This window comes from Fangia hongkongensis FSC776 = DSM 21703 (genome assembly GCF_000379445.1).
GTDB lineage: Bacteria > Pseudomonadota > Gammaproteobacteria > Francisellales > Francisellaceae > Fangia > Fangia hongkongensis.
On sequence record NZ_KB902242.1, the window covers coordinates 49,929 to 68,940 of the forward strand.

14 protein-coding genes are annotated in these 19,012 nt (G+C 37.9%); 8 read left to right on the forward strand and 6 right to left on the reverse strand.

Going from position 1 to position 19,012, the window contains the following annotated elements:
• Positions 1-122 precede the first annotated feature (122 nt).
• Together A37Q_RS0103460 and A37Q_RS0103465 are read right to left on the reverse strand one after the other, a co-directional pair.
• Positions 123-1,655 (reverse strand): hypothetical protein, encoded by a 1,533-nt coding sequence (locus tag A37Q_RS0103460; RefSeq protein WP_018298879.1) that lies wholly within the window; start codon positions 1,653-1,655, stop codon positions 123-125.
• A gap of 3 nt (positions 1,656-1,658) precedes the next feature.
• A complete protein-coding gene (locus tag A37Q_RS0103465; protein ID WP_018298880.1) occupies positions 1,659-3,419 on the reverse strand; it encodes a hypothetical protein in 1,761 nt (586 codons plus the stop codon).
• Between the two features lie 193 nt (positions 3,420-3,612).
• On the opposite strand from A37Q_RS0103465, the gene A37Q_RS0103470 reads away from it, so the two are divergent.
• From A37Q_RS0103470 to A37Q_RS0103505, 8 genes are all read left to right on the forward strand, one after another.
• Positions 3,613-4,302, forward strand: coding sequence for a DUF1028 domain-containing protein (locus A37Q_RS0103470; protein ID WP_018298881.1), 690 nt, complete (start codon positions 3,613-3,615; stop codon positions 4,300-4,302).
• Positions 4,303-4,444: 142 nt separating this feature from the next.
• The gene (locus A37Q_RS0103475) at positions 4,445-5,674 is read left to right on the forward strand and encodes a M20 family metallo-hydrolase (RefSeq protein WP_018298882.1); all 1,230 of its coding nucleotides are present in this window, start codon (positions 4,445-4,447) and stop codon (positions 5,672-5,674) included.
• Positions 5,675-5,710: 36 nt separating this feature from the next.
• Positions 5,711-7,129, forward strand: a complete 1,419-nt coding sequence (locus tag A37Q_RS0103480; protein ID WP_018298883.1) for a YfcC family protein — start codon at positions 5,711-5,713, stop codon at positions 7,127-7,129.
• A 164-nt stretch (positions 7,130-7,293) separates the two neighbouring features.
• Complete coding sequence (gene mraY, locus A37Q_RS0103485) at positions 7,294-8,385, forward strand: phospho-N-acetylmuramoyl-pentapeptide-transferase (protein WP_018298884.1); 1,092 nt, start codon at positions 7,294-7,296, stop codon at positions 8,383-8,385.
• A 63-nt stretch (positions 8,386-8,448) separates the two neighbouring features.
• A complete protein-coding gene (murD, locus tag A37Q_RS14535) occupies positions 8,449-9,858 on the forward strand; it encodes a UDP-N-acetylmuramoyl-L-alanine--D-glutamate ligase (protein ID WP_018298885.1) in 1,410 nt (469 codons plus the stop codon).
• 29 nt (positions 9,859-9,887) lie between these two features.
• A complete protein-coding gene (gene ftsW / locus A37Q_RS0103495) occupies positions 9,888-11,093 on the forward strand; it encodes a putative lipid II flippase FtsW (protein ID WP_018298886.1) in 1,206 nt (401 codons plus the stop codon).
• Positions 11,094-11,204: 111 nt separating this feature from the next.
• Positions 11,205-11,648 carry a hypothetical protein gene (locus A37Q_RS0103500; protein ID WP_018298887.1) on the forward strand — a complete coding sequence of 148 codons (444 nt, stop codon included), beginning with the start codon at positions 11,205-11,207 and terminating at the stop codon, positions 11,646-11,648.
• Between the two features lie 132 nt (positions 11,649-11,780).
• On the forward strand, positions 11,781-12,827 hold the full coding sequence (locus A37Q_RS0103505) for an FAD-dependent oxidoreductase (protein WP_018298888.1): 1,047 nt from the start codon (positions 11,781-11,783) through the stop codon (positions 12,825-12,827).
• 12 nt (positions 12,828-12,839) lie between these two features.
• Here A37Q_RS0103505 and A37Q_RS0103510 read toward each other — a convergent pair whose 3' ends face one another.
• The 4 genes from A37Q_RS0103510 to A37Q_RS0103525 all read right to left on the reverse strand — a co-directional run bounded on the left by A37Q_RS0103510 (position 12,840) and on the right by A37Q_RS0103525 (position 18,912).
• Positions 12,840-13,931, reverse strand: coding sequence for a YeiH family protein (locus A37Q_RS0103510; RefSeq protein WP_018298889.1), 1,092 nt, complete (start codon positions 13,929-13,931; stop codon positions 12,840-12,842).
• A gap of 127 nt (positions 13,932-14,058) precedes the next feature.
• A complete protein-coding gene (locus A37Q_RS0103515) occupies positions 14,059-14,793 on the reverse strand; it encodes an SDR family oxidoreductase (RefSeq protein WP_018298890.1) in 735 nt (244 codons plus the stop codon).
• Positions 14,778-17,765 carry a non-ribosomal peptide synthetase gene (locus A37Q_RS14540; protein WP_018298891.1) on the reverse strand — a complete coding sequence of 996 codons (2,988 nt, stop codon included), beginning with the start codon at positions 17,763-17,765 and terminating at the stop codon, positions 14,778-14,780. Before A37Q_RS14540 ends, A37Q_RS0103515 begins: the two co-directional genes overlap by 16 nt.
• A 220-nt stretch (positions 17,766-17,985) precedes the next feature.
• Positions 17,986-18,912, reverse strand: coding sequence for a bile acid:sodium symporter family protein (locus A37Q_RS0103525; RefSeq protein ID WP_018298892.1), 927 nt, complete (start codon positions 18,910-18,912; stop codon positions 17,986-17,988).
• Positions 18,913-19,012 lie beyond the last annotated feature (100 nt).

Sequence of the window (19,012 nt, forward strand, 5' to 3'; positions counted from 1 at the left end):
AAAAAGTCAGCAGGTAGTTGTCTAAAACTATCTGGGGAGAAAAATCTGTCCTCACTAATGCTTTTGCTTCTGGGTTGGTCGTAGGGTTAGTTTAGATTTTGCTTGGCTTCAATATTTGATGCCTAGATACTGCTAGATAACCTTTGTCTTTCAATATTATCAATATGAATATTGTTAAGATGATAAATAAAGCTTTTGATTTCATTTTCTTGAAAAAATGAGTGGTGCGGCACTTGAACATACCAAATAGTAAAAAGACAGCGATAACTGGGGTGTTGTAATGCTTGAATAAAGTTTGTATAGGATTGAGTTTTTTCATTATTGCGGTAGAAATTAACACTCTTTTTTATCACATACTGACAGATGCTTTTTAGCTGGTTAGAAATAAATTGATCGACAGACTGCTGGTTAGGTGTGCTTATAGAAGGGTTGGAAAGTGTATAGTGAGCTTTAATATATGAGACAATAGTTTCTTTAATTCGAGTAAGCTGCTTCTTTTTATCTGAGCGAACATTGGGGAGTACATTTAAGTTTTGTAAAATTCCTTGGGTGAGTGCATAAAGGCGACATAAACTTATCATATTAGTATTGGGTGTTGTAAACCGATACTCCTCTAAATATTTATTGATAGAAGAAAAATACATGTGAGCGCAGTATATTTTCATAGTGCCTTGGGGAAAATAAGTCACTGGGAAGCCCGCTAGCATTGCCTCGAAAGATTGGATATTTGATTTTTGAGGCTGTCTAGCAGTGAAAAAATAAGGGGGTAGCTGGGCGAAACTGATCTCTGGATTTAATTCCACCTCATTGCCTATTATTGGAGAGTTATTATTTCTTTCCTGTTGTGCCAGATATAACTGTAAAATATTTTCTTTATACCGAGTGCAGCTACGATGGTTAGTTGTTGCCCATTTGAAAAAATCCCCAGGGAGCAGTAGCATATCTGTTTCTGTATAAAGTGAAGTCTCAGGTAGATATCGAAAAAAGCCAGGGAGAAGATAAGTAGTTGCAGAGTAGGCGTAGAGAACAAAGCGAATAGGCAGCTCTTTCAACACCTTAGCCTTGTTGCTAATGGATTGCAGTTTTTCACTTGGCAGACTCCATCCTCGAATCAGGTTACCGGGGATAGGGTCAAAACAATATAAAAAAACTTTGTGGGCAAGTGAATCTGTGCTGGTGATGCAATTAATATTTTTATGCTCCTGTTGATAAAAATCTAAAAGGTATTTGATGGTAAAGATAGCAGTAAAGCAGCCGCGACTAAACCCAATAAATTGAATACTATCATAATTTTGCAAAGTATCTGGGTGCTTTCTACTAAGATTGAAAGGGCGTAGATACCTTTTGTTTTTATGATTTCCAACATGTTCCTTGTTTTCATATTGGGTAAATTGTTGGCCAATAGAGTTGTCATTATTATATGGATGATTGCCATTGCTATATAGTAATTGGTATGCGATAAACTGGGCTGTTTTTGAAATATCAGGAAAAGCAAAATCATAGTTTGTTTGTCCGCAGCCTTCAACATAAAAAAGATGGTGATCAGCATTTCTAGATAAGGAATTGAGCGATATATCTTGTACAGAGATGGGAAGATTAGACTTTGCAGAATGATCGCCAGTACCTAAAAAATCAATAATAAGGTGTTTTGCCATAGTTTATAAGGCTCCGATTGTGAGTCTATAGTTTGTAAAGTTGGGACTTCTGTTTAAATGCAATGAGTGATCTAACTTTGTTATATATTCATTCCATCTTCTTTCAAGATAGGCTTTTATTTGTTCAGGCGTTAGTTGTTGATTGAGGTACTTGCAGTATGTTTGATATAAAGACGAAGTTTTTATTGATCGTTTCAATATATCAGGGTAGTTAAGTCCGCCAACATAAGTTCTACGTGCAAGCTTGGTGAAATATAATTGAGGGTGATCGCAGATATATTTATCAAGGTCAGCTTGAGTCGGAAAGCGCCTGTTTTGATACCAAAGAAAATAAAGGCGAATGGCAAGAAGGAGATTGAGGCGACTGTTCCTTTCGGATATTCTAACGATGTTGCCATCAGGTGCAACGCTCCAGTGTAATGATGTTTTATACTTTCCAGGGTGCTGTAAAAAAATATCACTTTGAAACCATAGAAGTCGTATGGCAAGCAGTGTATCTTCACTATCAGCAGAAGTTATTTTTTCAAGGATGTCAACTCGGTCTTCATTATACTCAGTAGAGTGCCCAAGCATTCTAGTGTTGAATATCTTTGTTCTAGAGATCGGCTTTAACTTGAAATATTGTGGAACTTTCTTAAAAAATGACGCTAATTCCATCTGAATCCCATTATCATTAATGAAATTAAAACATAGTTGTCCATTTTGAGGTGTAGGATACCTTTCCTGTAGTGCTTGACGTGAGGCTTTTGCTAGATTTCTTAGATCTTTAGCATACTGATGTTTAGCAATAAAATCATTATAATTGCAAGCATGTAGACTAAAGGCATTTTTGCCGTTGGCTTGAATTGTTAAATCAGCATTTAGTAACGCCTCTTTAAAACAATTTAGGCGAGTTTTATTTTGTGTAAGCTTGCCATAAGATTGATTAATATTCTGAGCGATTTTTGGCAGCTCGGCTATTAGGTTCTCGGTATAATTTCCTATATCTGGAGTGAGCTTGAAGTTTTGAATAAAGTGACGCATATCTTCAGTGTTCTCAGAAAATATCATGTCATCGAGTGATGTTAGTGGCGAAAGGGAAGAGTTATTATTAGGGGTAAAAAGATCAGCACATTTCTTTGCAAAGTTAGCACCATTCTTTTTGCAATCAACTTCCCAATAAGCGGCAAAAGCGCTATATAGCTGTAGCGCAATACTATCATAAACACGGAGATTAAATTGAATTATTTTGCTTACCTTGTCAATGCTTTTGTAAGTCTCTTGTAGTGCGTAGCTTGGCACTGCAATCTTAAAAGCATTTGAGTTTTCATCAAAAACATTCAAACAGGAAAGCTCGATTGCAACCTTTAAGGTAAGTAAAATAACATGCAGTTCATATTCACTCCGGCAACAGCCAATATTCAAACTACTTTGCTGGAAAAAAGAAGCAAGTGAAAAGATCAAAGGGTTTATATAGTTTCCAAATTCATCTTTTGTGAAATTTGGATGCTGGTTAGTAAAGATTTCACAAATAGCTTGGCGGACAGCCTGCGGCTCACAAAGCGCCATCTGGGCATTTTTTTGAAAGGGAGTCATTGTTGTATTATTTTGAATGCTGAGCTTTAGCCTCTCTGTACACTCATTAATGATTTTAACGAGTTCAATAGATTTTTGTGGAGCTGGATGTATGTTGTGAGCATCTCTAAACTCATAGCGTGTCAATATGCGCTTAATGCTGCCTGATGAATTAAAAACAGTGATAAGATCAGCGGTTGAGATGTGCATAACATAATAGCTCCATGGTTTAAATATTTAACTAGCCTAGGTTTATTGAGATGAGATAACAAGTAAAGTTATGCTCTATATTTAACCTTTCTTGTCTTTATTAAAACCTATATTTAAAGCAAGAATAGAGTAAAAACAAAGCACATTCGATATTGACTCACTATTGCAAAGTTGTTAGATTGGACTTTAGGGGGTGACAATTGAGGAAGGTTATTTGACGTATTCAATTCTTGCAAAAGAAGGTGATAACTATGCTGTAGCAACAGTTACAGCCTCAGTTTGTGTTGGTGCTTTTGTGCCTCACGTATTCCCAAATATCGGTGGTGTAGCAACTCAAGGTTTTTATACAAATCGTTTATATGCACAGAAGGTGAAAGAAAAGTTAGTAGAAGGGCTAAGCGCAGATGCCGCTTTGTCATATGCGATAAATGCCGATGACAATCGTGAGTATCGACAAATTATTGTGCTTGATCAAAATGGCTCTACTAGTGGCTTTACAGGTTGTCATAACGATGCTGATGCAGGAATGATTTGTGATAAGAATATTGCTGTTGCGGGGAATCGTTTGCATAGTCATGCTGTACTGGAGAATATGCTGGAAGGTTATCAGTTGAAAGAAGGGGATCTGGTTTTAAGATTGATCAATGCCTTGGAATGCGGGTTCAAGGCAGGTGGAGATAGAAAGGGTGCTTGCTCTATTGCCATTAAAGTGGTGAATATGAAAAAAAGCCCAATAGATTTGCGTATTGACTACGGTGATCAAGAACATATCTTTTCTATGGTCAAAGCACTTTACCAGAGGTACCTTGATGATAGTTTTCAGAGCTTTTTGAATGCCATTCCTACGGATGGTTTTTATTCTAAAGCGGGCCTAAATAAGTAAATAGCATTAGTGCAAATAAGCTCTAGTTAAGCTGGTATAAAGGCTGGCTATTATTTAAGCCAGATGCTTTGATAGGTTGAGTCAGCATCATAATGTTAATTAATTGAAATATTGTGTGGAATTTTATTATATAGGGGGTTAAATGCTTGAATATAAAATAAGTGATATAAGAGACTACTTCGATAAGGCAGCAAAGTTCTCGTCAAGCGATAGAGGTGTTACACGTCTTTTTTGCTCTGAGGAGCATAAAGCTTTATTGCCTGTTCTGAGAAATTGGATGGAGGGAGCGGGACTTCAAGTTCGCTTGGATGCGCTGGGAAATCTTAGGGGGTTTAAAAAGTCAAAAAATAAAGAAGCAAAAACACTCATTATAGGCTCACATCAAGATTCAGTGATAGAAGGCGGAAAATATGATGGAATACTGGGCGTGCTTCTACCACTTTATGTTTTAAAAAGGATGCATGAGCAAGAAATTGAATTGAATTATCATATTGAGCTAATTGCTTTTGGTGATGAAGAAGGGGTGCGTTTTCCAAAAACACTGCTCGGTAGTAAATCGCTTTGTGGTGATGTTTGTAGTGCAGATTTAGAAGTGGTTGATAAGGATGGGGTGACACTGAAATCAGCGCTTGAGTTTTTAGGTGCCAATACAAATGAGATTACAAAATGTGCATATGATAAAGACGATGTATTGGGCTTTTTTGAAGTGCATATTGAACAAGGGCCTGTGCTTGAGAGTGAGTCACTTCCTGTTGGTGTGGTGACGGCCATTACTGGAATTGAACGCCATAGGCTTTTTATACAGGGAAAGGCAAATCATGCAGGAACAACCCCGATGGATATGCGTCAAGATGCATTGGTCACAGCATCTCATATCATTTGTTTTGCCAATGACTTGTTTTGCAATACGGAGAATTTAGTGGGTGTTGTGGGCGAGCTTAATGTATATCCAAATGCAGTGAATGTCATTCCTGATCGGGTTGATTTAACTGTTGAGATAAGATCTCCCGATAAGAAAATAAGACAAGAAGCTGCTGAGAAGATATACCAATATGCAAATAAGCTTGCATCTGAACAAAATACAGCAATTAACTTTAATCATAATTATGAAATGGATGGTATAAAGTGTGATGAGAAGTTGCAATCAATATTAGGAGAGGCAATAGAGAAAAATAATCGCCCTGTATTTCATTTATTCAGTGGCGCGGGGCATGATGGTTTGGCTATGGACAGATTAACTGGTGTTGCTATGTTATTTTTGCGTTGCAAGGAAGGGTTAAGCCATCATCACGAAGAAGACATAGATTATCATGATGCAATTATTGCTGCTGAAGTCATAGAAACATTTCTCTTGGAGTTAGAAGAGGCGTAAGTTAAATCTAGTTATATTTACAAACAGGAGGGGGAAATGGATAAAGTTAGTCTTAATACCATAGAGAGGGAAGGTGCACTAGAGTGTAAAAAATTAACACGTTGGTATAAGAAAGTAGATGATCCAATGGCAATTATATTTTATATCCTAATAATTGTCGCTATTTTGACGTATATCATTCCCTCTGGGGAGTTTCAAAGGGTTTTAGCCAATGGCCAAATGGAAGTTGTTACAGGCTCGTATACGCAAATTAAACAGACGCCGGTTAATCTCTTTGATATTTTTGTTGCCATTCCAAAGGGCTTGCTTGCAGCTGGTCAGTATCTATTTATTGTGTTTATTGCAGGAGGGCTGTTTCATCTTCTTTCAAAAACTGAAGCACTGGAAAATGCAATCGGAACGGCAGTGAAGCATATTGGAACAAAAAGACGTCATCTATTGATTTACTTGTCAGTATATTTATATGGGATATTTGGCGTTGCTGTTGGCTTTGAAAATAACATTGCACTGGTTCCCATTGCGATATTAATTTCATCTGCGCTTGGGTTATCAAATGTTGTGGGAGCATGTATTGCCGTTGGAGGCATTGGTGTTGGGTTTGCGCTTTCGCCTATTAATCCTTATACTATTGGTGTTGCGCAACATATGGCACAGCTGCCCATTTTTTCAGGCGCCTTATTAAGGACAATTTTGGTGTTTATCACTTTAAGTGCACTTGCTTATTATATTGTGCGCTTTGTTGTTCCAAAGCACAGTGAACAATCGTCTATAAATGATTTGTCATTAAAAAAAGCGTTATCAGATTACAAGATGCATCTAAAAGATTGGCTGGTGATCAGTACGTTATTTTTAGGGATTGCGGCTATTGCATTAGGCTCCATATTTGTAGAGGGCTGGTATATTAATCAGATAGCGGCAGTTTTTCTGGTTATTGCTTTTATCGTGGCGTTTATTTATCGCTATCCTCCTAATTATTTTATCCAATTAATGATGGAAGGGGCATCCAGAGTGACAGCAGGGGCGCTTGTTATTGGCTTGGCCGCATCGATTAAAATTATTTTAGAAGAAGGGCATATCATTGACACAATAGTGTTTTATTTAAGCGGATCGCTTGATAATATTCCCGTTGTGATTTCAGCTGTGATGATGAGTGTGATACAAGGTGTGATCAATTTATTTATCCCCGGAGGTTCAGGTCAAGCTCTTGCCACTATGCCTATTTTACTGCCAGTCGCGAGCTTGATTGGTATGAGTAAACAGCTGATGATTCTGGCATTTCAAGTAGGTGATGGATTGACAAACTTAATCGTTCCTACATCAGGAGGTACCCTTGCCATGATAGCGCTTGCAAGGGTCTCGTACACCAATTGGTTAAAAGTGATTTTTCCTTTTATGATATTTGCCTATTTGCTGTCGTGGCTATTTATTATTATTGGTTATGTGATCGGGTGGTAGTTTTTGCTGTCATATTATTTTCTTTGTGCAAGATAATCATTAAGTGGATGATATCGAATATGGAAAAGCTTTGTTATAGCGCAAAAGACCGAGAGTTTGCTTTATTTATTTACATCCAGCCCATACAATAGCTAACAAGCAATAACTCACTTAGATTTCAATAGATGTTAGTATGGTTAGCGGCATATTTAGACAAATATGCCAGTTTTTTAAATGTGTTTGTTAATTATGTTTCAGTTAGGGCAATCTTGGCAGCATTAAGCGCGCTCATTATTGCACTTTTTATGGGTAAGCCCATGATCAATTGGCTAACAAAAATGCAAATTGGCCAAGTAATACGTGATGATGGACCTAAATCGCATTTGAAAAAAGGCAATACGCCAACAATGGGTGGCTGCTTAATTCTATTTTCTATTACAATCTCAGTGTTACTGTGGGCAAAGCTTGATAGCCAGTTTATTTGGCTTGTCTTATTTGTGCTGTTAGGGTTTGGCGTGATCGGCTTTTTGGATGATTATCTCAAATTGGTGCTGAAAAACCCAAAAGGACTAAGAGCAAAATATAAATACCTTTGTCAGTCACTGGTTGCTATTATTGCCATGATCTGGCTTTATTTGGCACTTAATCCGTATATGGATTTTAGTTTATCCATTCCCTTTAGTAAATCATGGGCAGTTCCACTTGGAATATGGGTTATCTTGCTTGGGTATTTTGTAATAGTGGGTGCAAGTAATGCGGTGAATCTAACCGACGGCCTTGATGGGTTGGCAATTTTGCCTATTGTGTTGGTTGCAGCGGGACTCGGTGTTTATGCTTATATCTCTACCAATAATATTTTTGCGGGACACTTATTGTTTACCTATATGCCCAATGTTGGCATTGAAGAGTTGGTTGTATTCTGTGCGGCAATCTGTGGGGCTGGGTTTGGCTTTTTGTGGTTTAATGCCTATCCTGCGGATGTCTTTATGGGCGATGTTGGCTCGTTAGCTTTGGGGGCGGCGCTTGGCGTGGTTGCGGTTATTATCCGTCAAGAGCTTGTGCTTTTCATTATGGGATTTTTATTTGTAATGGAAACTGTATCTGTTATTTTGCAAGTTGGCTCCTACAAACTTCGCAAAAAGAGAATCTTCAAAATGGCGCCACTTCATCATCATTATGAATTAAAAGGCTGGCCTGAAACGAAAGTTGTGGTGCGTTTTTGGATTTTAACCATTATTTTTGTGTGTATTGGGCTGATGGCACTGAAGCTTCGCTAATATGGCATTGAGAAAAAGATCGCATTAACAACACTATGAAACTGTAAACAAGCTAAAGAGAAAATGACGCAAAATACAACAGTTAAGCTCATCAAAAGTGAAAAAAGTAGAGATTTTTTCTATCAGCAAACTCCTATAAAAAGTGTGCTTATTATCGGGCTTGGAGCATCTAATAGAGCACTTTTAAGCTATCTGGAAAATAACTATACGCTTGATATTGCGCTTTATGATCAATCTGACCAAGAAAATTTATCACTGAGCTATCCGCTTTATCATGATTTTCAAGCAATCAATTTAGAGCTTTATGATTTGATTATCCCAGCGCCGGGGATTCCGATTAACCGAGCACCTTTTAGTGAGTTATACAACTTTTGGCATAAGGTGGTCGGTGATATTGAGTTATTTTGTCATGAGCTGGAAAAGACAGCTGCTATAGAGAAAAGTGCGTTGCCTAAGGTCGTGGCAGTAACAGGTTCAAATGGTAAAAGCACTGTAGTGAGTCTTTTACATCATGTGCTTTTATCTTCGGGTATGGATGTGGCGTTGGGTGGAAATATTGGCACACCAGTGTTCGAACTTATCAATCAAACGGTAGCACTTTATGTGTTAGAGCTCTCTAGTTTTCAAATAGATTTATTAAAAAAAGCACGTTTTGAGATCATAACGGTGCTTAATATTTCAGAAGACCATCTTGATCGTTATCCATCATTTGAAGCCTATGCAGCAAGTAAACTTGCATTAGTTAAACATGCTAATTGTGCGCTTTTACCAACGCACTTAGCTCATCAGCTGGAAAATAAAACCCAAATTGCAATTGAGGCAATAGAGAGTGGGGAATTTCAGCTGAATGATCAGGCAATTATATATCAATCAAATGTGTTACTCACAAGCAAGATGCTATCAATTAAGGGAACGCATAATCTATACAATGCACTTGTGGTGTTAAGGATGATTGAAAAACTTTCCTTTAACCCAATGGATATTGTGCAACATATAAGCCATTTTCAAGCACTAGCACATCGCTGTAATTCAGTGGCTCGCGTTAATGAAGTGGATTATATTAATGACTCTAAAGCGACCAATATTGGTGCAGTTATTGCCGGGATTTCTGGTCTTACTTCAACAAAAAATGTTATTTTACTTCTCGGCGGAATAGCTAAAGGTGCTGATTTCTCAAAACTTAAAGATGTACTTAAGAGCAATGTTTGTTTTACATGTATTTATGGCCAAGATCGCTTTAAAATAGAAGAGGATATCACTAATTTGGTAGAATATGAGCTTGCAGAGAGTTTGGATCAAGCCTTTGATCTATGTGCATCCAGATCAAAATGCGGTGATATTGTCCTTTTGGCGCCAGGATGTGCAAGTTTTGATGCCTTTAGTGGCTTTGCTGAGCGTGGTAGTTACTTTGAAAAACTGGTATACCAGTGGAAAGCTAAAGTGGAGCTATTAGATGAAAATTCAATTGATTAACCATTAGAAGTGACAAGAGGCAAGGGGAAATGCTATTTTTTATCCGTAATATATTTAGTCAAAGAAATGCTAAAAAGGTGCGTATTCGTGCACCAATCGAGCTTGATATGGCATTTGTGTGTCTTGTATTGGCGCTTTTAGCTTTTGGCTGGATAATGGTAAGCTCAGCGTCAATGGTTGACGCTGCGTATGAGTTTCATAACCCTTATTTCTATACGATAAGGCAAGGCTTTTTTGCTATTTTAGGCGTAGTTGCCATTGCTGTGGCGCTGATCATCCCTTCAGACAATTATCAAAAACTATATAAAATATGGCTTATTGTTGCCTTTGTCTTGCTGGTTGCGGTTTTGATTCCTCATATTGGTCGTGAGGTGAATGGCTCAAGAAGGTGGATTCCACTTTTGGTGATTAATATTCAGGTTTCAGAGCTTGTTAAACTATGCGCTATTATGTACTTTTCATCTTATCTTGTGCGTTTTGGTGATGTTGCTAGAGACACTTTCAAGGGGGTGTTGAAGCCTCTTATTATCTTAGCTGTCATGGCGGTTTTACTATTAAAAGAGCCTGACTTTGGTGCGACGGTTGTTATGTTTGCCTGTGTCTTTGGTATTATGTTCATGGCAGGAGTGAAACTTAGATGGTTTATTATTTTAATTGTTATCGGCGCTGTGGCAGCAACGCTTCTAGTTGTTTTCGAGCCTTATCGCTTAGCACGCTTAAATGGTTTTTTAGATCCTTGGGCTGATGCAAATAACTCAGGTTATCAACTTGTGCAGGCGCTTATCTCCTATGGGCGTGGCGGCTGGTTTGGTGATGGGCTTGGAAGCGGCATTCAAAAGCAGTTTTTTCTTCCTGAGGCGCATACTGATTTTATCGTCTCTGTAGTTGCTGAAGAGTTAGGTGCCGTTGGTGTGATTATACTTTTATTTGTCTATCTTACTTTAATTTATAAGGGAATGAAAATAGCGCGTTTTGCCTACCAATTAGAGCGTCACTTTCAAAGCTATATTGCCTATGGGATTAGCTTTTGGGTTGCCTTTCAGGTCGTGGTGAATGTTGGGGTTAATATTGGTGTATTACCCACAAAAGGACTGACTTTGCCACTTATTAGCTATGGTGGTAGTAGTTTATTAATTATGTGCTTTGCTTTGGGGATTCTTCTTCGTGTTGATTTTGAAAATAAAGTTATCTCTGATGAGATTATGCCACGTTATAAATATAAAAAGATCAAATAGCTAAAATAGACAAGGTAAAGATAATAAATATCTGCACAGCCATCCCCGAATGGATGGCTCAACATTGGAAGAGTACGCTTGGGGTTACTATACTGGCAATAAGGAAACTAAATGCCAGCATGTTTTAACGTGAATATAACGCAAATCAAACTTAGAAAGTCGCGCCTAAAGCTGTGTTTGATCGTGTGTGTATTTATTCTTTCACTTATTTCAATAGGGCTATTACTTTTAGGGTGGTTAAGAATATTAACGCTTATTTTGTGGGGCGTTGCATTATTAGCAGTTATTTTACAGGCTTGTTATGCGCAAAAAATCTCTCAAATTGTGATTACGCAGACAAAGCAGCTTAAAAAATTGGCGCTTTATATTGATAATACTTTGGTGAGTGATTTGCAGGTTCAAAGGCGCCTTCTTTTTTTTGCTAGCACATATTTTGTGGTAGAGGGAGTGTATAAAGGGAAGAAAACGATTTTTCATTTATGGTTTTGTCGAGATAATTTTGTCGATGAAAAAGACAGGCGTGCGCTTATTCGTTTTTTACTATTTTTATCATAATAAGCTGAGTTAATCTCAGTACAGCGGCGTTTTGTCATTATTTTGCTATGGATCTTCCGCACTATATTTGAAAAGACAAGGAAATTTGTTACTATCAAGCCTGCTTTTGATATTAGACAAACAAGGGGCTCTATGAAAGAAGCGAATAAAGTATTTCACTGGTGTGTGATTGGCGGCGGTCCTGCTGGCGTAACGGCACTTGGTAAGTTAATCGATCAAGGTGTTGAGAAAGAAGATATCATCTGGATTTCCGATCATTTTTCTTTAGGGGATTTGGGGACAAAATGGCTTGAAGTTCCTGCCAATACTTCTGTGGGCATATTCAAAGAATATCTAAAAGGAACGCGTTATTTTGATTATGACAATTTGCCATCATCTTTAGAGATTAAAAACGCACCGGATCAGAGCTATTGTACACTTGGAAAAATTGCTGAGCCTTTGTCTTTGATTACAAAAGCGCTTCGATCAGATGTGACAAGTATTGAAGGCGTTGTAGAGAAGCTTGATGAGAAAGAAGGCAAGTGGCAGTTGTCTTATACGCAGTTAGATGGCATAAAATCAAGCCTTATGGCCGATAAAGTTATTTTGGCAACTGGGTCAAAACCTGTGGAGCAAAGACTCTCTAATTCCAGAATTTCACTTCAAGATGGCTTATCTCCAAGCAAACTTCAAAATATGAAACTTGAAGGCAAAACCATTGGCGTGTTCGGTGGGTCACACTCGGCTATTCTCGTTGTAATGAATATGTTAAACCAAGGGGCAAAAGTGATTAACTTTTATAAGCACCCACTTCGTTATGCTCATATGTTGCCACAGGGGATTTTGTTTGATAATACCGGACTTAAAGGGGATGTTGCCAAATGGTCAAAAGAAAATTGTCATGGCCAGAATCAGCACCTTGAGCGCATTTATTATCAAGATGAGAGAAAAGATGCTTACCTTGATCAATGTGATTACATTGTTGATGCAATCGGCTTTAAAAATCGCAATCTTGCGTTAAATGGTGTCCTACAGTCACATTGCCCACATAGTGGAATGCTTGCCTATAAGGTTTTCGGTTGTGGCATTGCTTATCCAGAAGAAGTTACAGGGATTGCAGGCAATACAGAGAACAACGTGGGACTTAAAAAATTTGGTGTGTACCTGAATAGGGTGTTACCTATTTGGATGGCAGTATGATAATTTGTCTCTCTATATTAGCATAATCATAAGTAGTGATATAACAAGCAATATTAACATTGCAAGTCCACCAGATAATAGAGGCTTTCCGCCAGATTTAAACAAAGTAATCAAATCGGTATTTAAGCCAACACCAATCATCGCCATTGTCATAAAAAATGCTGATGCCTCAGCAATATAGTGACTTATAGGAAGGTGTGTCCACTCATCTAGATAACTAAATAAACCCAGTGTGTTTGCAATCACCATGAGTAAGAAATATAAAATAAACATTGGGAAAAACTGGCGCCAATGCGATTTTATTTCTGTTTTTTCCTCATTGAGTTTGTGAGACTTTGCAGCAATCCACATGACCATTGGCGCAAGCAATAAGATGCGAACCATCTTCACGATAGTTGCTGTTTGTCCAGCAATAATGCCAAAGGCAAAGCCAGCCGCAACAACTTGTGGCACTGCCTGAATAGAAACTCCTGCCCATACGCCAAATTGAAATTGACTCATTCCTAGAGCATGACCGATTAGCGGTAAAACAAAAATGGCAATCAGTCCATATAGCGATACGATAGTCATAGCAATGGCAACTTGGGTTTGGCTCGCTTTAACCACAGGCGCTGCAGCAACGATGGCTGATCCACCGCAAATCGCAGTTCCGATGGTAATCAGTGCAGACATTTTATCATCAACGCCAAGTTTTTTGCATAGCCACATTGTTACTGAATAAGCAATCAAAAGACAAACCAAATTAATGAGTAATGCTTGCCCAGATACTTTTAAAACCGCCAAAAGATCAAACTTTACACCCATAAGTACGACACCTAATGGTAAGAGTGACTTTGCCGCAAAATTGGCGCCTGGTGAGAGTTTAGACCATAAAATCTTTGAACTGATAACCCCTTGTAGATTCTGTTGTGTAGCATTATTTCTTTGACGGAAAAACACATTGCCGCAGATAATGCCAATCACAATAGCAAGCACCATAGGCTCTAGAGGGTGGATGATCATGTTGTGTTGGTGAATACTAAAAGGGGCAAATGGCAAAAAAGCAATGATATAGGCAAATGCAGCCAATATAGCACAAAATAAAATCCCCAATAGCTTACGCATACTCTACTTTCCCCTTAATAACTTATAACTTAAAATTGATATCATTTATTTGAATGATTTAAAATACCTTGCACGTACAGTACTATCTTGCTGATTTATGAAAACGCCTTTTTGAAGAAAAAGCATCTTAAATTGGCTCTTTTTGAGGTTCAATCAATATTTCATTGACAGCAACATTCTGAGGCTGTTGCATCGCATATAAAACGCTGTTGGCAATATCATTAGCATTTAGAAATTCATTTGTGTGTTGGCTTTGATATTTTTCAATCGCTGTTTCATCTGTAGAGATATCTTGCAGTGGTGTTGAAACATTGCCCGGTTGGATATTTACCACTCTAACGCCTTTATCGATCAGCTCATGACGTAAGGCGCGAAGGGTAAACTCCATAAAAGCTTTTGTCCCTGAGTAAACCGCAAGTCCTGGAAAGGCAGTGCGACCAGCATCAGAGGTGATATTGATCAACATTCCTTTTGTATCTGCCAATGGCTGTAAGGCGCTATGGAGAATATTAAGGAGTCCGACAACATTTGTGTTGACCATTTCAAGCCATTCATCATAATTTGCCTCCAGCATCATTTGATAATACATGACCCCAGCAGTATTAATAATAAAATCAATCTGACCATGATACTCTAGTGCTTGTTCAATAAAATGGCTGATTTGTGATTTAATATTCACATTAACACTCGAGTAAAACACCAACTCTGAATTTATTGCTCGAATGGATTTTAAAATAGATTCTCTTCTTGCTGCAATGGAAATTTTCACATTGTGCTCGAGCAACAGCTCTGCAATAGCTTTTCCCATTCCGCTTGAAGCGCCAATAATAATGGCATGCTTTCCTTCTAAATTGACTGACATGCTGCTCCCTCCTTTATTGATTGTAATCTAAATTGGGTTAAAAGCTGTTGTTTTTTCGGGTGCTTTATTTCACATAAACACATCAGCGCCTCATAATTTGCCTGTTCATAGGATGACGCTGTTGAGAGTATGGAAGGGTCACCATCAATTAAACACTTAAGCGCAGGATCTAATAGCATGCTTATCCACTTATCTTTATCCACCACAGGAAGGTTGAAAGCTAAGCTTAGATCATTTGTATTTAATATGACTTTATTGGTTAGGTTGTAAATAGTGTCTTGTTGTTTTTGTTGGGTGCTTAAAAGAATCATCTTTGCAATGTGATCAACGGGGCTCATCTCTAACTGAAGGCCATTTGGAATAGATTTAAGCTGTAGCATAGCATTGATTAAAAGTGTGTTGGCATCAGTTGGGTTTATGTGTTTTTCGCGTGCGGCAGAGAGATTCCCCGGGCGAAAAATAGTGGCATTAAGCGTGTGATTTTTTTGTGCTAAAAAAATGAGTTTTTCAGCTGCCCATTTTGCTTGTGCGTAACCTGATTGATGTATAGATAAGTAACCATCAATATTGTTATTTTCTTGATAGGCACTTTCGTTACCTGAGAAAATGCCATTTGTGGAAACATGATAGAGATGCTTGCTTTTTTTACTTAGAGCAAGCTTGATCATATTGGCTGTTGAAGTAAGTGTACTTGTTTTGATTTTTTCATATGGGAGAATCAGATTCACGAGGGAAGCTGCATGAATAATATCTGTAATACTGTGAGATAGGCGCTCCCATGTATTATTATCTAAAGCCATATGCTCATCGGCTAAATCGCCCTTAATAATATCAATCCGTGTCTCAAAATCTTTCAGATTAAGATCAAATCGCTCTAGCACTTTCTCTAAGCGAATATAGGCTTCCTTGGTATTCTTGCCGCGGATAATGCAAGTGACCCTATCATGCGTTGCGCTAAGTAACTGATAGAGTATTTCAGCGCCTAAAAACCCTGTGGCACCAGTTAATAACCAATGTCTTTCCTGTAGTAAATTGGCTTGGGTTGGATCAAGGTAACTGCTTTCTAGAGCGTAATTACTTAGCTGATTAAGATACAGCTCAACATCACTTCGAATGTCAAAGAGATGCTTTTTATTATCATGTAGGCTTTGGGTTTTCATTTGCATTAACTCAAAGCTTTTGGCTAATGTGCTATTAGCCGCAAATTGACTTATTTTTAATTTATTTAGGCCAAGCTGATATGCTTTGATAATAAGCATCATAGCTGTAAGAGAGCTGCCACCTAATTTAAAGAAACAGTCATTTTTATTTATGCTATTTGTAGGCATTTTAAGTAGCTCGGCCCAGAGGTTTTTATAATCTTCAATAGAATCAATGTTTGTTACTTCTGTATGTTGTTGTGTGTTTGATATTTGGGGGTGTGCTGCTTGAATACTTAAACGATCGAGTTTGTTGGAATAGGCATTAAGCTTAATCTTATCCACAACGATAAAGTCTTGAGGACGCATATAGGGGGCAAGAAACTGACCAAGTAGATCAGTGATTTTTTGACTGTAATGCGTTTGTTGATTGAGCTCCAAGTCTTGGTAGAATGCTTCTTTTTCTTCGTCAGCGACCTCAAGATAGGCAATCAGATGCTCATCTAAAAGCTCTCCTTTAGATTTTGTTACCACACAGTGGGTGATATCTAGTTTGTCCTTAATAACAGCTTCGACAAAGGGTAAAGATACCGTGTAACCTCTAAGCTTTACAAGATAATCACAGCGACCATAGACGGTAATAAGGGTATTATCGTGGGATAAAAGTGCATGATCTCCGGTCTTATATAAACGCTTATTAATTGGGCTTTGCGCTTTCTCAATGAAGCGCTCTTTATTTAATGCTTCTCTATTGATATAACCATCGGCAAGCCCATTGCTATGTACATAAAGCTCACCTTTTTCGCCGGGCTTACAAAGCATTTTTTGCTCATTTAAAAGCACAACTTCCACACCATCAAGGACAAAGCCAACAGGCACGACCTGCTCTTTATTAATATAGGCATCCTCTTTATTTAGCGCATACACAGCAACATCATGGCACTCTGAGATTGAATATAAATTATAAATGTGAGTGTGATCTAAATATGCCATAAGCTTATGATAAAGGGCACTTGAAACCACTTCGCCATTTAGCCAGCAGTAATCCAGCTGCTGAAAAATCATCTCGGCCTCACTAGGTGCTACATGGAGTAGCGTTTCTAAATATGAAGGTGTGAAAAGGCATTCATTGATATTGTGTTCTATCAAATAGTGCGCCAAAGCATTGAAATCATGCAAAATATCATCTGGGATAATATAGCTTGTGCCGCCACTAAAAATAGGGCGAAACACTTCCCATAGATAATAGATATTGCAGCCCACTTTACTGTTCTGGTCATAATTTTTAATTTTATTTCGGGCTTCATATGAAGAGAGTATCGCCTTATGAGGGATAGAAATGCCTTTATGCTTACCTGTTGTGCCAGAGGAGTAGACAAGCCATAAAGGATCATCTGCTAAAACTTCGGTGTGAATGGGCTTTTGCTGTGTTGTATTACTAAGTATTTCTTTATCCAGTTGGATGCTCATAGTGGAGAGCGGATAATTATCATAAGCTTTAAATGGCTCATCACATAATAAAAGATCTGTTTCAGTTTCAAGCAAAATATCTTTTAATAACGCTCTGGGAAAGGCCTTATCAAGTTGAACACATTTAGCACCAAGTGAGGAAATGGCTAAAAAAGCAATGACAATTTCAAAGCGTTTCTCACAATATAAGCTCACGATGGAGCCTTTTTGAATGCCTTTTTGGTAGAGTTTATGCTGAAAATAAATAATCAGCGTCTTTGTCTCTTGATAGCTAAGGCTTAATTTATCATCGATAAGACAAGGCAAATCTGGGGTTTTTTCTGCTTGAGCAAAAAAAGCCTGATGTAGGGTTTGTGTTTGCAAAGTGTGCTTCTCCAAATAGATATTATCTCAACCACAAAACAATCATCTGTGCACTTCAAAGCACAAAATGAGTTGCGATTTAGTATTATAAGTTTTTCTTGCTATGTGCGTTTATACGCTTGATGGCAAGTTAAAATAAATAATAAGCAATCAGAGTATAAGCAAGCAATCGCCATAATGGTATGTGTATGTGAGATATTTGCTATATGAGTTAGCTGAGTTATTGTGCTGTGGGCTGAGAAGGGCTTTTGCGTGTTAGTATACTGACAAAAATAGGACCGGCAATATTTTGCCATACGGCATAAAGTGTGCCTGCCAAAGCTGCTTCTTTACCAAAGAACAAAACAGCAATAACGATCCCAAGCCCAACATCCAAAATACTAAATTCAAATAATAGTGATAATCTTGATGGATGATCAAGTTTTAATGCTCTTCCTGCAAGATAGCCAACAAAGCTTGCAATGATATGCAGTAAAACAACCCCAATAAATAGTTTGATAGGTAAGTGTAGTATTTCAGGTCGGTTTAAAGCAACAACAGACATAACAATTAGTGTAATGGCGATAATTGCGATAAGTGGAAGCTTTTGAGTAACCATATCAGGCAGTTTTAAAAAACAATTGATGATGATGCCAAGGATAATTGGCAGTAAAGTGACAAGTATGAGGGTTTTTATAATACCAATAAAGGGTACCTCAATGCTTGTATGTAAAAAAGCCCAAATCACGCTAGGCATTACAATAGGTGCAAGTAGCGTGGTTACAATGGTTAAAGTCACAGCAAAGGCTAAATTTGCGCGTGATAAAAGTGCCATCAGGTTCGATGCAGTTCCACCAGGGCAGGCGCCAACGATGATAAGTCCAATCAGCTCAGGTGTTGTTAGTGAGAGACTAATACCAATAAAATAAGCCAAAAGTGCAGTTAGAATAGATTTTAATATGACAGCGCCAATAAATTGATATTTGATATGAGATACATTAATAAACTCTTTGAGTTTTACGTGTATCCCAATGACAAGCATAATAACTGCAAGGAGATAGGGAATAAAAGGAAGGATTGGCATAAAGGTGGCGGGGGTGAGAAGTGCAATGATAAATGCGGCTATAATAATGAGGGCAAAATATTTGCTCAGAGCGGATACTTGCATGACTTATTCTGTATAAAAAATAACTAGATTGGCTTATGTTGACATGTTTAAAGAGAAAAAGAAATAGGAAAAACTCAAGCGCAAGCATTTAGATTGTTTT

Bases quoted from the DNA above. Each gene is read 5' to 3' on its own strand.
- A37Q_RS0103460 (WP_018298879.1), bottom strand. From the start codon at position 1,655: ATGGCAAAACACCTTATTATTGATTTTTTAGGTACTGGCGATCATTCT.
- A37Q_RS0103465 (WP_018298880.1), bottom strand. From the start codon at position 3,419: ATGCACATCTCAACCGCTGATCTTATCACTGTTTTTAATTCATCAGGC.
- A37Q_RS0103475 (WP_018298882.1), top strand. From the start codon at position 4,445: ATGCTTGAATATAAAATAAGTGATATAAGAGACTACTTCGATAAGGCA.
- A37Q_RS0103480 (WP_018298883.1), top strand. From the start codon at position 5,711: ATGGATAAAGTTAGTCTTAATACCATAGAGAGGGAAGGTGCACTAGAG.
- mraY (WP_018298884.1), top strand. From the start codon at position 7,294: ATGTTAGTATGGTTAGCGGCATATTTAGACAAATATGCCAGTTTTTTA.
- murD (WP_018298885.1), top strand. From the start codon at position 8,449: ATGACGCAAAATACAACAGTTAAGCTCATCAAAAGTGAAAAAAGTAGA.
- ftsW (WP_018298886.1), top strand. From the start codon at position 9,888: ATGCTATTTTTTATCCGTAATATATTTAGTCAAAGAAATGCTAAAAAG.
- A37Q_RS0103500 (WP_018298887.1), top strand. From the start codon at position 11,205: ATGCCAGCATGTTTTAACGTGAATATAACGCAAATCAAACTTAGAAAG.
- A37Q_RS0103505 (WP_018298888.1), top strand. From the start codon at position 11,781: ATGAAAGAAGCGAATAAAGTATTTCACTGGTGTGTGATTGGCGGCGGT.
- A37Q_RS0103510 (WP_018298889.1), bottom strand. From the start codon at position 13,931: ATGCGTAAGCTATTGGGGATTTTATTTTGTGCTATATTGGCTGCATTT.
- A37Q_RS0103515 (WP_018298890.1), bottom strand. From the start codon at position 14,793: ATGTCAGTCAATTTAGAAGGAAAGCATGCCATTATTATTGGCGCTTCA.
- A37Q_RS0103525 (WP_018298892.1), bottom strand. From the start codon at position 18,912: ATGCAAGTATCCGCTCTGAGCAAATATTTTGCCCTCATTATTATAGCC.